Source organism: Mycoplana sp. BE70 (genome assembly GCF_031455855.1).
Lineage (GTDB): Bacteria > Pseudomonadota > Alphaproteobacteria > Rhizobiales > Rhizobiaceae > Mycoplana.
This window is the reverse complement of sequence record NZ_JAVDTM010000007.1, coordinates 105,606-119,128: the sequence shown is the minus strand read 5'-3', so window position 1 is coordinate 119,128 and position 13,523 is coordinate 105,606. Positions and strand designations below refer to the sequence as shown.

Here is a 13,523-nt window from a genome sequence, read left to right as displayed (position 1 = left end):
GTGCCGATGCGAACGAATGAGAGGGGCAACGCATGTATGAATACGCCATAGCCTGGGAGTGGATCGCCTTTGCCGTGCGCTGGCTGCACGTGGTCACGGCGATCGCCTGGATCGGTTCGTCCTTCTATTTCATCGCCCTCGATCTCGGCCTCGTGCAGCGCCCCCACCTTCCCCCCGGTGCCTATGGCGAGGAATGGCAGGTGCATGGCGGCGGCTTCTACCATATCCAGAAATACCTGGTCGCCCCCGCCTCCATGCCGGAGCACCTGACCTGGTTCAAATGGGAGAGCTACGTCACCTGGCTTTCGGGCTTCGCCATGCTCTGCGTCGTCTATTACGGCGGTGCGGAACTGTTCCTGATCGACCGACACGTGCTCGACGTTTCCGCGCCAACAGCCATCGCGATCTCGCTTGCCTCGTTGGCGCTCGGCTGGATCCTCTACGACCTGCTCTGCAAGTCGCCGCTCGGAAAAAACACCTGGGGTCTGATGATCCTGCTCTATGTGCTGCTGGTCGCCATGGCCTGGGGCTACACCCAGGTCTTCATCGGCCGCGCCGCCTTCCTGCATCTCGGCGCGTTCACCGCCACCATCATGTCGGCCAACGTCTTCTTCATCATCATCCCCAACCAGAAGGTGGTCGTCGCCGACCTGATCGCGGGAAGAACGCCCGATCCGAAATACGGCGTCATCGCCAAGCAGCGCTCGCTGCACAACAACTACCTGACGCTGCCCGTCATCTTCTTCATGCTGTCGAACCACTATCCGCTGGCCTTCGCGACCGCCTTCAACTGGATCATCGCGGCGCTGGTCTTCCTCATGGGCGTCACCATCCGCCACTGGTTCAACACGACCCATGCCCGCAAAGGTCGGCCGACCTGGACCTGGCTTGCCACGGCGCTGCTCTTCATCGCGATCATCTGGCTGTCGACGGTGCCGAAGGTCCTGACCGGCGAGACGGCACAGGCCGCCGCTCCGGCTGCGGTCTTCGAGAGGTTTGCCTCCAATGCGCATTTCCCCGCCGCGCGCGACGTGGTCGCCAGCCGCTGCAGCATGTGCCACACGGCCGAGCCCGTCTGGGAGGGCTTGCAGGCCGCCCCCAAAGGCGTGATCCTCGACAGCGACGCTGCCGTCGCCAGCCTTGCGCGCGAAATCTATTTGCAGGCCGGCCGCAGCCATGCCATGCCGCCTGGAAACCTCACCGGTGTGACGCCGGAAGAACGCCAGTTACTGACCGCCTGGTATGAGAGCGCGGTCTCTGGAGAAAAGACACAATGACGACCAAACTCCTGCGCGGTCGCCTGCTGACGTTCGTGCGCAGGCCCGAAAGCGTCGACGACACAGGTAGCTATCGATACGAAAGCGACGGCGGCCTTCTGATCGAGGACGGCAAAATCGTCGTCATCGGCGACTACGCCAATATCAGGGCCGGCGCGCCCGCCGATGCCGAGGAGATCGACCACCGGCCGCACCTGATCCTGCCGGGCTTCATCGACACGCACGTGCATTTCCCGCAGATGCAGGTGATCGGCGCCTATGCCGCCAACCTCCTGGAATGGCTGCACACCTATACGTTCCCGGAAGAGTGCCGCTTCGTCGAACCGGCGCATGCCGCCCGCATCGCCCGCCATTTCTACGACGAGATGATCCGCCACGGCACGACGACGGCGGCGGCCTATTGCTCCGTGCACAAGGCCTCGGCCGACGCCTATTTCGCCGAAGCGCTGCGGCGGAACATGTGCATGATCGGCGGCAAGGTGATGATGGACCGCAACGCGCCGCAGGGGCTGCTCGATACGCCGCAGATGGGCTATGACGAGACCCGTGCGGTGATCGAGGAGTGGCACGGCAAGGGCCGCAACCATGTTGCCATCACCCCCCGCTTCGCCATCACCTCGACGCCGGCGCAGATGGAGGCGACCGCGCTGCTCGCCCGCGAGTTCCCCGACCTCCACATCCAGACCCACCTGTCGGAGAACGACGAGGAAATCCGCTTCACCGCGCAGCTCTATCCCGACGCCGTCGACTACACGGACGTCTACGCGCATTACGGCCTGCTCGGCGCCAAGAGCCTGTTCGGTCACTGCATCCATCTGTCGGAGCGCGAAGCGGACGCGATGAGCGAGGCGGGCGCCGTCGCCGTTCATTGCCCGACCTCCAACCTGTTCCTCGGGTCCGGCCTGTTCCCGCTGAAGGAGCTTGTGCGGCGCGACAAGCCCGTGCGTATCGGGGTCGCCACCGATGTCGGCGGCGGCACGAGCTATTCGATGCTCAAGACGCTGGACGAGACCTACAAGATCCAGCAGTTGCTGGGCGAACGGCTGAACCCGTTCGAAAGCTTCTACCACATGACGCTCGGCAACGCCGAGGCTGTGTCGCTGGCCGACCGGATCGGCACGCTCGAACCCGGAACGGATGCCGACCTCGTCGTTCTCGACGCGGCCGTCACCCCGGCAATGGCGCTCAGGATGGAAGTGGTGCGCTCGCTCGCCGACGAATTGTTCCTGCTGCAGACGCTCGGCGACGACAGGGCGGTGCGCGAGACCTACGTGGCGGGCAAGGCGATGAAGGCGGGGCTTTGAGCACCCGCCCAGCATCGTCCAACCGGGAGCAGATGCCCTGCCTGCCGTTTGGTCGGCTCGACCATTCGGCAGGCTAGCTCCCCCGATAGGTCGAATAGCCGAAGGGTGAGAGCAGCAACGGCACGTGGTAGTGGGCCGAGGGATTGGCGATGCCGAAGCGCAGCGGAATGATGTCCAGGAAGGCGGGGTCCGGCAGGTCAACCCCCGTTCGGCGCAGATAGTCACCGGCATGGAACAACAGTTCGTAAGTTCCGGCCATGAAGCCGATGCCCTCGACGAGCGGCCCGTCAACACGTCCGTCGGAATTCGTCTTGACCGTCGTGATCCGCTGCCGCTGCTCGCCTTCCAGCCAGAAGAGCTCGATCGTCAGCCCTTCCGCCGGTTTTCCGAGGGCGGTATCGAGGACGTGCGTGGTGAGGCGTCCAGCCTGGGTCATGCGCTTGCTCCGGGAGCTTCGATGATGAACGGCGTGTCGTAGAAAAATTCCTCGAGGTTGCCGCCAGGGTCGCTGCGATCGACGACGAGGAAATCGCTGACGGCGCCAACCGTCATCAAGGGGTGATGCCAGACGTTACGGCGGTAGTTCACCCCTTGCCGTCCGCTGGCGAAAAACACTTGCGGCATGCCCGCCCGGCCGTTCTCGTCCTCGGCGACGACGACAAGCCAAGGCCGATTGTCGATCGGCGAAAAGCTCTGGCTGCCGAGTGGGTGGCGCTCCATCATGGTCACCGCATATGGGAACGCCCGCGGGCTGCCGCGAAAGATGTTGATGATGACGTGCGTCCCCTCGCCCACCGCCTCCGCCTCGGCGAGCGCGTGGTAGCGCTCGGTCGCGCCGCTGTTGATCAGCCGCATCGTCGCCGGATCGGCTTCGATCACCGTGCCGAAGGGCGAGAACGCCGCCTTCGTGAGCGGACGGATCGGAAGGCGGATCGGCGCGGCGCCGGTAGGAGTGGTCTCAGGCATTCTCGTCTCCAGGAAGCTGGGCCTCAAGCCGCAGGCGCGCGATGCGCTCGACCTGCGCTTTCGCCGTCACGAATTCCTGTTCGCGGCCGTTGTCGATGCGCGTCTCGAAGGCGGCGAGGATGTCGTCCTTGGTCAGGCCCTTGACGGCAATGATGAAGGGGAAACCGAATTTCTCGACATAGGCGGTGTTTAGCGCGGTGAAGCGGGCGTGCTCGTCGGCGCTCAGCCGATCGAGCCCGGCGCCCGCCTGCTCCTTGCGGCTGTCTTCCGTCAATTCGCCGGCGATCGCCAACTTGCCGGCAAGATCGGGATGGGCGCGCAGGACGCCGAGTTGTTCGGCCGACGAGGCAGCACGGAATTGCGCCGCCAAGGCCCGGAGGACGCCGGACGCCGTCAGCGGCTCGACAGCCAGGCCGGCATCGAAGGCCCGCTCGGCAATCCAGGGCGAGTGCTCGAACACGCCGCCGAAACGGGTGATGAATTCCTCACGTGCCGTCATCATTGGCCTGCCTTCGGCTTGTGATGTTCGTGCCAGTGGCGGGCAATGTCGATGCGGCGCGGCACCCAGACCTTGTCGTGCGACAGCACGTAGTCGACGAAGCGGGCAAGCGACGCAACACGGCCGGGGCGGCCGACGAGACGGCAGTGCAGGCCGATGTTCAGCATTTTCGGGCTGCCCTCCTTGCCCTCCTGGTAAAGCACGTCGAAGGCATCCTTCAGGTAGGCGAAGAACTGGTCGCCCGAGTTGAAGCCCTGCGGGGTGGCGAAGCGCATGTCGTTCGTCTCGAGCGTATAGGGGATGATCAGGAACGGTTCGTCCTTCAGTCCCTTCACCCAGTAGGGCAGGTCGTCGGCATAGGAATCGGAGGAGTAGACGAAACCGCCCTCCTCCATTACCAGCCGCAACGTGTTGTCCGACGGCTTGCCCTGATACATACCGAGCGGATGCGATCCGGTCAGTTCGGTGTGGAGCCGCACGGCATCGCGGATGTGCTGGCGCTCGACCTCCTCGGAAACGTCCTTGTACTCCAGCCAGCGGTAGCCGTGGCTGGCGATTTCCCAGTTCGCCTCCTTCATCGCCGCGACGGCTTCGAGATTGCGGGCCATGGCCAGCGTGACGCCATAGACGGTGACAGGCACGTTGCGGCCGGTGAAGAGCCGCCACAGCCGCCAGAAACCGGCGCGCGACCCGTATTCATAGATCGATTCCATGTTGAGGTTGCGCTGTCCCGGCCAGGCCTGCGCACCAACGATTTCCGACAACAGGCACTCGGAAGCAGCGTCGCCGTCGAGCACGCAGCTTTCGCCGCCCTCCTCGTAGTTGACGACGAACTGGACGGCGATGCGCGCGTCCCCGGGCCAAAGCGGGTTGGGCGACGTGCGGCCATAGCCAACGAGATCGCGCGGATAGGTCAATGTGGACATGATTTCACCCTTGGACTTTGCCGCGAACGGTAGCATTCGCGGCTGGAAAGTCGAGGCGAAATCCGCAGTTTCCAATGCTCGGATGGAGACCATTCGGTGTTAGGCGGAGGCTGGCGGAACGCTCCATCCGGAACAACTGTCGCAGCTTTACGTTGTCCCACCGAACGACAAAGGAGTAAGCACATGGTCTCGCAGGATCCGAACATCAGGGAAACCGAAGCGCTCATCGCCAGCGACAAGGTGGAGGGCACCGCCGTCTACGGTGCAGACAGCCGGCATATCGGCTCGGTCGAGCGCCTGATCCTAGACAAGCGCAGCGGCCACGTCTCTTACGCCGTCCTCAGCTTCGGTGGTTTCCTCGGATTGGGTCACGACCACTATCCTCTGCCGTGGAGCAAGCTGAACTATGACGAAGGTCTCGGCGGCTATCGGATTGACGTGACCAAGGCAGAGGTCGAGGCCGCCCCACACTATGAGAGCGGCGCCGAATACGAGTGGAACCGTCGCAACGGCAAGATCATCCACGACTACTATGGGGTGCCGCCGTACTGGATGTGACCTTCAAGGCTTTTCGCGGCGCGCAGCCTCCAGATGCGCATCCACTGTGAAGGATGGCGGCAGCTTGCAGGGGCTGCCGCTTTCCATTTCCCCGACCACGAGGCGGGCCAGTTCGTGGGCAATGCCGAAGCTGATCTTGAAGCCGCCGGTGAGCAGGCTGACCGCGGGGAAATCCGGATGCCGGCCAATCATCGGATCCCGTCCGATCGCCTTCGGGCGAAGTCCGGCCCAACGCTCGACGAGCGTGGCTCCCTTCAGGACCGGCGCAAGCCGCCAGGCAGCGGCGATCACCTCGTCGAGCCGCCCGTCGGTCGCGGCCGGGTCATCAAAACTGTCCTCGCTGGTACTGCCGACCGCGCAATACCCACCTTCATGCGGAACGACAAAGATGCCGCTGTCAAAGATGATCGGAAGCGCCGGATCGATATCGCCCCTAAAAAGGGCCGCCTGGCCTTTGACTGCGGTTCCGATCGGGCGCGGCGGCGACAGCCCGAGGCTGGAAAAGAGATCGAAACTGGAAACACCGGCGGAGAGAACGACGTGCCCGAAACTGATACGCCCGCCATCGGCAAGCAGTGCCGTCCGGGCCGACGGATCGATCGAGACGACGTTCGCTCCCTCTCGAATTTCAACGTGGGGCATGCCCTCCAACACGGCGCGAAGCACTTGCAGATAGCGGCGCGGCGAGATGTGGCCGGAAAGGCTGTCGAACACGACGCCCGCCGCCATCGCCTCGGTCGCGGGCCAGCCTGGCACCGGAGCGGCGTCGAGGACGTCAAAGGAAAAGCGTTTGCCGTCAAGGGTCCAGGCTGTTGCCGCGTCCCCCGCATGCTTGAGCGCACGCTCGCGGTGATGGTCGGCGGCGAGCGGCATCAGGCGCCCGGTGCGGCGATAACCGGCCGAAAGGCCGCTTGCCGTTTCCAGTCCCGCAATCTCCGCCTCCAGTGAGACCAGCGCCTGAAGCTGGAACTGCTTCTTGGCGTTCCAGCGATCCGGCTGGTGCGGCATCAATGCCCCGAGGAGCCCCCCGCTGGCGCCAGCGCCCACCCGATCGCGCTCCAGGACGAGCACGGAATGGCCCGCGCGCGCCGCCATGACCGCCGCCCACAAGCCCATGACCCCGGCGCCGACCACCAGCACGTCCGGCATCGGTTGACCGGCGGGGCGCGCGCGACTATCGACTGTGGGCATGGCTGAGAACGCTCCTGAGACCGCCTGCGCGGAAAACGGTTTGACGCTGGACTGGCACGAGGGCGATATGCCCTATTCCCAGGCCTATGGCGATCATTTTTATTGCCGCACGGATGGGCGGCTGGAATGCGGCCACGTGTTTCTCGGCGGCAATGGTTTGCCCGAACGGTGGGCCGGAGGTGGCGATTTCATCATTGGTGAACTCGGCTTCGGCACCGGTCTCAATCTGTGCGAGACCTGGCGCCAATGGCGCTCGGTCCGGCCAGCCGGTGGCTCGCTGCATTTCGTCTCGTTCGAGCGATTTCCGCTCGCAGGCGCTGCCATCGACCGCGCCCTTTCGCACTGGCCGGAGATTGACCTGGAGCGAGAAACGCTCACTTCGCTGTGGCCGGATGCGCCTCCGGGCGAAGGTGAAATCACCCTCGTCCTCGATGAACAGACGCGGTTGACTGTCGTCTGCGGTCCGGCGCTCGAACGGCTTGCGGCCAGCCACTACACATTCGATGCCTGGTATCTCGACGGCTTCGCGCCCTCGCGCAATCCGGATATGTGGTCGATCGACCTCATGCAGCAGGTGTTTGCCCACACGAACGGTGGCGGCACCTTTGCCACCTATGCCGCCGCCGGTTTCGTCCGGCGCAACCTCGCTGCTGCCGGTTTCAACGTGGAACGGCGGCCCGGCTTTGCGGGAAAACGCGAGATGCTGTGCGGGACACGGCCGTCGACGTAGGGCTCAGTGCAGTGTCGAACGTTTGGCGGCAGGCTTGCCCATGTTCAGCCAGCGCTGCACCATCTCCTCCAACCTGTCGGTGCTGATCGGCTTCGCCAGATAGTCGTCCATGCCGGACGCGAGGCAGGCTTCGCGATCACCATCAAGCACATGGGCCGTGACCGCAACGATCGGCACCCGTTCGCCGGTCCCCGCCTCAATCCGGCGTATGGCACGAGCCGCCTGATGGCCGTTCATGACGGGCATCGACACGTCCATCAAAATCATGCGCGGTTTCAGCTTCCTGAAGCATTCGACGGCCTGCTCGCCATCGGCGACAAGCGTGTAGCTGACGCCCGATGCCTCCAGTAACTGGCGGAAAAGGATCTGGTTGACCTCGTTGTCCTCGGCGACCAGCACATCGATCGGTTCCGCATCTGAGGCGGAGGAAGTCTGCATAAGGGAGGCAGCGGACGAATCGCTGGCGGACGACCTAATTGCGCTGGCAGGCATTTGGTGACGATGGCGGACAGAGCGGATCACCTCGCACACCGTTTCGCGCAACAGCCCCGCGCGAATCGGTTTCATCAGATGGGCATCGCTCTCGAGAGAATCAAAGCCGCTGTCCTGTGGCGGTGCTCCAAGGGCGGAAAGAGCGATCAGTGCGGTCGACGGAAAATCCTGGCGGATCGCCTCGATCAGATTGCGTCCCCGGGCGTCGCGCAGGTTCTTGTCGACGATCGCCGCCTCTACGGTAATATCGATTGCGCTTGCCGCGGAAAGCAATGGGAGCGCCTCCTCCGCATCGGCGACTGCGGTGGCATCGAAGCCCCATTCCGTCAGCAACTCACGAGCGACGCTTCGAGTGGCCTCGTTGCGATCGACAACGATCACGCGAGCACCGCGAAGGTTGACGGGAACCACCACGTTCAACGCGTCTGCGTGCTCGATCTCCATTGGAAGAGTAACGGTGAACACTGAGCCTTTCCCGACCACGCTTTCCACGGCAAGCGATCCGCCGAAAAGCGTGACCAACCCATCGGTAATCGCAAGGCCTAGCCCGGTGCCTTCGTGACGCCGGGTGGAAGAAGAATCGACCTGGGAGAACTTCTCGAACACCGACGACAGCTTTTCCTCGGGAATGCCGACACCGGTATCCTCGACACGCAGAGTGACCGCGACCATGCCGCCTTCAGTTCCCGTCGCCGACATGTCGATCCGAACGTGGCCAAAATCGGTAAACTTCACCGCATTGCCAACGAGGTTGGTTACGATCTGGCGGAACCGCCCCGCATCGCCGACAACGACGACAGGGATATCGGCGGCGCCACGCACGACGAGTTCGAGATCCTTTTCCGCTGCCTTCGCAGAAAGCAGCGTCGCCACGTCCTCCACGGCCTCCACCAGATTGAACGGGGCCTTGCGCAGGCTCATCTGTCCGGCGTCGATCTTGGAAAAGTCGAGGATGTCGTTGATGATCGTCAGGAGCGCGTTGCCGGACTTCACCATGATGTCGATGAAGGTCTTCTGGCGAGTGTCGAGATCCGACTTGGCAAGCAGTTCGGCCATACCGAGAACACCGTTCATCGGCGTGCGGATCTCATGGCTCATATTGGCGAGGAACTCGGACTTCGCCTTGTCGGCGGTCTCAGCCCGCACGACAAGCCGGCGCAACTCGTCTTCGCGCGCCTTCAGTTCGGTAATGTCGGAATAGACGAGAACAATGCGACCGTGCTCGGTGGGCCGCGCTTCCATTTGGAGCCACACGCCCCGGCCGCTGCGGAAGACAATGGGCAATGGTCGGGCGCGCATCAATGTATCGATGAAATCACGCGCCTCAACCCGCTGTTCGCCGATGTGGCCAAAGATGCCTCGTCTGGCGCTGTCCTCGACCAGGTCCGCGACCAGCGCTCCCGGCTGAAGAAGCGCCGGCGGCGCGGTGAACATTGAAAACAACGCCTCGTTGGCGAGCTCGATGCGATCGTTGTCGATGATCAGCAAGCCCTGCCCCATCGCCGACATGGCATCCTTCACCAGGCTGCCGACCTCTTCCAGCGCGCTGCGCGTCTCGAGCACCTCGCGCTCCCGCTCACGACGCTCGGTGATGTCGATATAGGTCAGCAGGCAGCGGCCGTCCGATATGGGCTGGCCGGACTCGATCAGCGTGCGTCCGTTGACATAACTGACCTCGCGCGCCGGAAAGCAGCCGCCGCGTACACGCTGCAGCCAAGCCTCGTGATCGGTGTCGCATACGCCCGCTTGAACTTCGATTGCCTCGCCCTGTTCGCGCTTGAACCGGTGCAATTCGGCCAGCGGTCTGCCCTGCATTTGCGGCAGGGTCCCGTCCCACAGACTCTCGAATGCTTCGTTGACAAGCTCTATCATCGAGTTCTCGTCAACCACAACGATCCCGACGTGCAGCGAAGCGACGATGCTCTCCAGATCTGCCTTGATCGCCTCGGCCTGCTGGCGGGCTTCGATCAGTTGATCCTCCCGCCGCTTGAGAAGCGTCGTGTCGGTCATCGAGCCGATAAGATAGTCGCGACCGTCCGCCGAAGTGACGCGATAGGCGCGGGAGATGGTTGGCACAATAGTGCGATCCGGGCGCTGGAATTCGAATTCCGACTCGCTGAGCTCTCCGCTGTCGAGCACTTTTTGGTTCTCGGCGTGAAAACGTTCTCCCTGCTCGGGATACATCTCCACGGTGGTCTTCCCGAGTATGTCTGTGGCTGTCGCCCCGATCAGATCGAGGAAGGCCCGGTTTGCGAACATCAGCCGCTGTTTCTCATCTCGCACATAGGTTGCCGCTGGCAACTCGTCGAGAAGCGCACGATAAAGAGCGATCTCCTGGCCCTGCTGGCGCAGTCGCGCTTCGTTTTCCTTCAGCGCGGTCACTTCCGAGCGCAGCGCGATAAGCGTCCCATCAGGACGGCGCTGCGTCACAAGCCGCATCCACCCGCCGGCAATCGTCCGGCTGACGCGCTCGAACAGCGGCAACTCGTACTCGGCAAGGCGCTGATTAATCCAGTTCTCACGTTCCACCGGGTCGACGTCCGCCGTCTCCACGTCGTGGATGGCGCTGAGGAGCGTGCGCATGTCGAGATCGGCATCCGCGAAATCACCGACAAGGGCGCGGTAGAATTCACCCATGACACGGTTAGCGTGCATCAGGCGCCCGCTTCGATCAAAAATCGCCACACCCGTCCCGATCGCGTCGAGCACATGTTCAGCGGAGGAGTCCGTCATGTCGCCGTTGCCGGTGACGATCGTGTCGAGTGCGCCAGCCGCTGAAGTCCCGCTGAACGAGATTCCAGCGCCGCGGGCGAGCGCATCGACACGGCCAGCAAGCGTCTCGTTGGCCGGAATGAAAGTGGCCATCAGGATCGACAGTTCAGCGGAGATACGCTGGCGTCGCATCGAGATGATGAAGTTTGCGCCGCTTTGCGCGTGAGAGTAGCGCACCGTCTCGTCGCCGCCGAAAACAAGGCAGCGACGCTCGTGCTCGTGCCTATCCTCGTGACCGTCGGCTTCACCGATCTCGTCGTCGCTACGGCCGAGCACTCTTTCCTGGCTGATGTTGAAAAGTTCGCAAAAAGCGGCGTTGACGGCGAGGTATCGCATCTCGCTGCCTTTGATGTATGCTGGTGATGTCTGCGAGCGAATCCGCTCGCAAGCGGCAAACAGCAAATCGTCTCGTACTTCAGCCACACTAACGCTTCCCAACCAGGGGTGCGGGGAGTCCCGCACGCCGAGTTAGCACGCGGAAATTGAACAGATAGTTAAGAGAACCTTGCTTGGCGCCGTCCGGTTGTGCGAAAGCGTTACAGACCTGCCAAAACGCATGTCCGTCTGCACGCTTCGCTGTCGCAAACGACCGGCTATTTGCCTCTTTCCTGTGGCAGGATAGCCCGCATCAATCGACAATCGGGACCACACCATGGGTGACGTTGTAAATCTGGAACTGCATCTCGCACAGCAGGGTTCAGATTCCCCGACCAGGCAACGCAGACGCCAGAACCGCGCTTCCGAACGCCAGCGCAAGGGTCCCGGAAGTGCAAAATATCTGAACCTCACCAATGCGATGACGCGGTCGACCGTTCTTTCCGAGGATGCGCTTGAGGCCGTCCACAGGGCGTCGCTGACCATCCTCGAAGAGATCGGCATGGACATCATCCTGCCGGAGGCACGGGAGCGAATGCGCGCGGCCGGCGCCGATGTGACGCCCGGCACCGATCGCGTGCGCTTCGATCGCGGGCTGATCATGGAGATGATCGCTTCCGCCCCGTCGGACTTTACAATGTATGCGCGCAATCCGTTGCGCAACGTCGAGATCGGCGGCAACAACCTCGTCTTCGCACAGGTCGCCTCAGCTCCATTCGTCACCGATCGGCAAGGCGGCCGGCGCGCCGGCAACCAGGAAGACTTTCGCAAGCTGGTCAAGCTTGCCCAGTGCTACGACGTGATCCACACGACCGGCGGCTACCCGGTCGAGCCGGTCGACCTGCACGCCTCGGTCCGCCACCTCGACTGCCTGGCCGACCTGGTAAGGTTGACCGACAAGATGTTCCACGTCTACCCGCTCGACCGCCAACGCACCATCGACGGCATCGAGATCGCCCGCATCGCGCGCGGCATCACCATGGAACAGATGGAGCGGGAGCCATCGGTCTTTACCAACATCAATACGTCCTCGCCTTTGCGTCTCGACGAGCCGATGTTGCAGGGCATCATCGAGATGTCCTCGCGCAATCAGGTGGTCGTCGTCACCCCGTTCACGCTTGCCGGCGCCACGGCCCCGGTAACGATTGCCGGCGCACTTGCTCAGCAGAACGCCGAGGCGTTGTGCGGGATCGCCTTCACGCAGATGGTGCGGAAAGGGGCGCCAGTCATGTATGGCGGCTTCACGTCCAACGTCGACATGAGAACCGGCGTGCCAGCGTTTGGCACGCCGGAATACATGCAGGCCGTGATCGCCGGTGGCCAGCTGGCGCGCAGATACCGCATTCCCTACCGCAGTTCGAACACCAGCGCCTCCAACGCGCTCGACGCCCAGGCGGCCTATGAGTCGGCTTTTTCGCTTTGGGCGCTGACCCAGGGAGGCGGAAACTTCATCATGCATGCGGCTGGCTGGAGTGAGGGCGGGCTTACGGCGTCATTCGAGAAATTCATCCTCGACGTCGACATGCTGCAGATGGTGGCGGAGTTTCTAACACCGCTGGACACCAGCACCGATGCGCTTGCGCTAGACGCCATACGCGAGGAGGGCCCTGGCGGGCACTACTTCGTGACGCCGCACACGCTCGTCCGCTGCGAGACAGCGTTCTATTCGCCGATCCTTTCCGACCGGCGCAATTTCGAGGCGTGGTCGGAAGCGGGTCGTCCAACCACCGACGACCACGCCAACCTGGTGTACCAGGAAAAACTGAACGCCTACGAGCGACCGCCGCTGTCCGCTGCGATCGATGAGGAACTCGACACCTTCGTCGCCAGGCGCAAGGAAGAAATCAGCGCGCCGACCATCGACACCTGACGCCCCAGCCGCTCACTTTGCTGGTGACGCCGCGCCTTCCGGCACAATGATCGTCATCACCGGGAAGGTGGCCTTCTCACCGACGCCAAGCGGGCCGGGAACCTTGTGCTGAACGGGCTTCAAGGACTTCAGGAAGGCTGCGATCGCCGCGGCATCCTCTGGCGTCAACTTGGCGAAGGCGTGCCAGGGCATGATCGGAGCAAGCACGCGGCCATCCGGCCTGACGCCGGTCTGTAGCGCGGTGACGATCTCCGCCTCGGACCACTTCCCGAGCCCGGTTTCGACATCCGGCGTCAAATTCGGGCCGACAAAGGTTCCCTGCGGCAGCTGAAATCCGACGTCCGACCCGGACAGAAAGGTTTCGGGCGTCGTCTTGCCGAAGAAATACCCCGGCGAATGGCAATCGTTGCAGCCGCCGAACTGCACCAGGTACCTGCCCCGCTCGGCGGGCGTTTCCGCCTGCGCTGCTGTCACCGGACAGAGAAACAACATAGACAAGACAAAGGCATGATGCGTGCGCATGCGCGGCCTCCCCTGCACGTTGCGCGACGATATCAAGCATC

General features: G+C 63.2%; 12 protein-coding genes. 5 read left to right on the top strand and 7 right to left on the bottom strand.

The window, feature by feature from the left end; all coding sequences use genetic code 11:
* Positions 1–32: 32 nt before the first annotated feature.
* Both puuD and guaD read left to right on the top strand, forming a co-directional pair.
* Entirely contained in the window at positions 33–1,277 is a 1,245-nt protein-coding gene (gene puuD, locus J2Y48_RS14475; RefSeq protein WP_310419211.1) for a urate hydroxylase PuuD, read from the top strand.
* A complete protein-coding gene (gene guaD, locus J2Y48_RS14470) occupies positions 1,274–2,581 on the top strand; it encodes a guanine deaminase (protein WP_310419208.1) in 1,308 nt (435 codons plus the stop codon). The genes puuD and guaD overlap by 4 nt, the downstream gene beginning before the upstream one ends.
* Positions 2,582–2,654: 73 nt before the next feature.
* Here the strand turns inward: guaD and uraH are convergent, their stop codons facing one another.
* Genes uraH through puuE form a run of 4 tightly spaced genes read right to left on the bottom strand, consistent with a single transcriptional unit; the run spans position 2,655 to position 4,972 of the window.
* Positions 2,655–3,017: a hydroxyisourate hydrolase gene (gene uraH, locus J2Y48_RS14465; RefSeq protein ID WP_310419205.1), complete on the bottom strand. Its 363-nt coding sequence runs from the start codon at positions 3,015–3,017 to the stop codon at positions 2,655–2,657.
* Complete coding sequence (locus J2Y48_RS14460) at positions 3,014–3,547, bottom strand: ureidoglycolate lyase (RefSeq protein WP_310419203.1); 534 nt, start codon at positions 3,545–3,547, stop codon at positions 3,014–3,016. Before J2Y48_RS14460 ends, uraH begins: the two co-directional genes overlap by 4 nt.
* Positions 3,540–4,046, bottom strand: coding sequence for a 2-oxo-4-hydroxy-4-carboxy-5-ureidoimidazoline decarboxylase (uraD, locus tag J2Y48_RS14455; protein WP_310419200.1), 507 nt, complete (start codon positions 4,044–4,046; stop codon positions 3,540–3,542). Before uraD ends, J2Y48_RS14460 begins: the two co-directional genes overlap by 8 nt.
* Positions 4,046–4,972, bottom strand: a complete 927-nt coding sequence (puuE, locus tag J2Y48_RS14450; protein WP_310419196.1) for an allantoinase PuuE — start codon at positions 4,970–4,972, stop codon at positions 4,046–4,048. The genes uraD and puuE overlap by 1 nt, the downstream gene beginning before the upstream one ends.
* 183 nt (positions 4,973–5,155) lie before the next feature.
* On the opposite strand from puuE, the gene J2Y48_RS14445 reads away from it, so the two are divergent.
* Positions 5,156–5,530, top strand: a complete 375-nt coding sequence (locus J2Y48_RS14445) for a PRC-barrel domain-containing protein (protein WP_310419193.1) — start codon at positions 5,156–5,158, stop codon at positions 5,528–5,530.
* Positions 5,531–5,533: 3 nt separating this feature from the next.
* Here J2Y48_RS14445 and J2Y48_RS14440 read toward each other — a convergent pair whose 3' ends face one another.
* Complete coding sequence (locus J2Y48_RS14440; RefSeq protein WP_405030236.1) at positions 5,534–6,679, bottom strand: NAD(P)/FAD-dependent oxidoreductase; 1,146 nt, start codon at positions 6,677–6,679, stop codon at positions 5,534–5,536.
* A gap of 40 nt (positions 6,680–6,719) precedes the next feature.
* Here J2Y48_RS14440 and mnmD point away from each other — a divergent pair, with 40 nt between their 5' ends.
* On the top strand, positions 6,720–7,451 hold the full coding sequence (gene mnmD, locus J2Y48_RS14435; RefSeq protein WP_310419187.1) for a tRNA (5-methylaminomethyl-2-thiouridine)(34)-methyltransferase MnmD: 732 nt from the start codon (positions 6,720–6,722) through the stop codon (positions 7,449–7,451).
* 3 nt (positions 7,452–7,454) lie between these two features.
* Here mnmD and J2Y48_RS14430 read toward each other — a convergent pair whose 3' ends face one another.
* Entirely contained in the window at positions 7,455–11,138 is a 3,684-nt protein-coding gene (locus J2Y48_RS14430) for a PAS-domain containing protein (RefSeq protein ID WP_310419184.1), read from the bottom strand.
* A gap of 229 nt (positions 11,139–11,367) precedes the next feature.
* Between J2Y48_RS14430 and J2Y48_RS14425 the strand changes: the two genes are divergently transcribed.
* Entirely contained in the window at positions 11,368–12,960 is a 1,593-nt protein-coding gene (locus tag J2Y48_RS14425) for a trimethylamine methyltransferase family protein (RefSeq protein ID WP_310419182.1), read from the top strand.
* A 12-nt stretch (positions 12,961–12,972) separates the two neighbouring features.
* On the opposite strand, the gene J2Y48_RS14420 is transcribed toward J2Y48_RS14425, so the two are convergent.
* The gene (locus J2Y48_RS14420) at positions 12,973–13,482 is read right to left on the bottom strand and encodes a c-type cytochrome (protein WP_405030231.1); all 510 of its coding nucleotides are present in this window, start codon (positions 13,480–13,482) and stop codon (positions 12,973–12,975) included.
* Positions 13,483–13,523 lie beyond the last annotated feature (41 nt).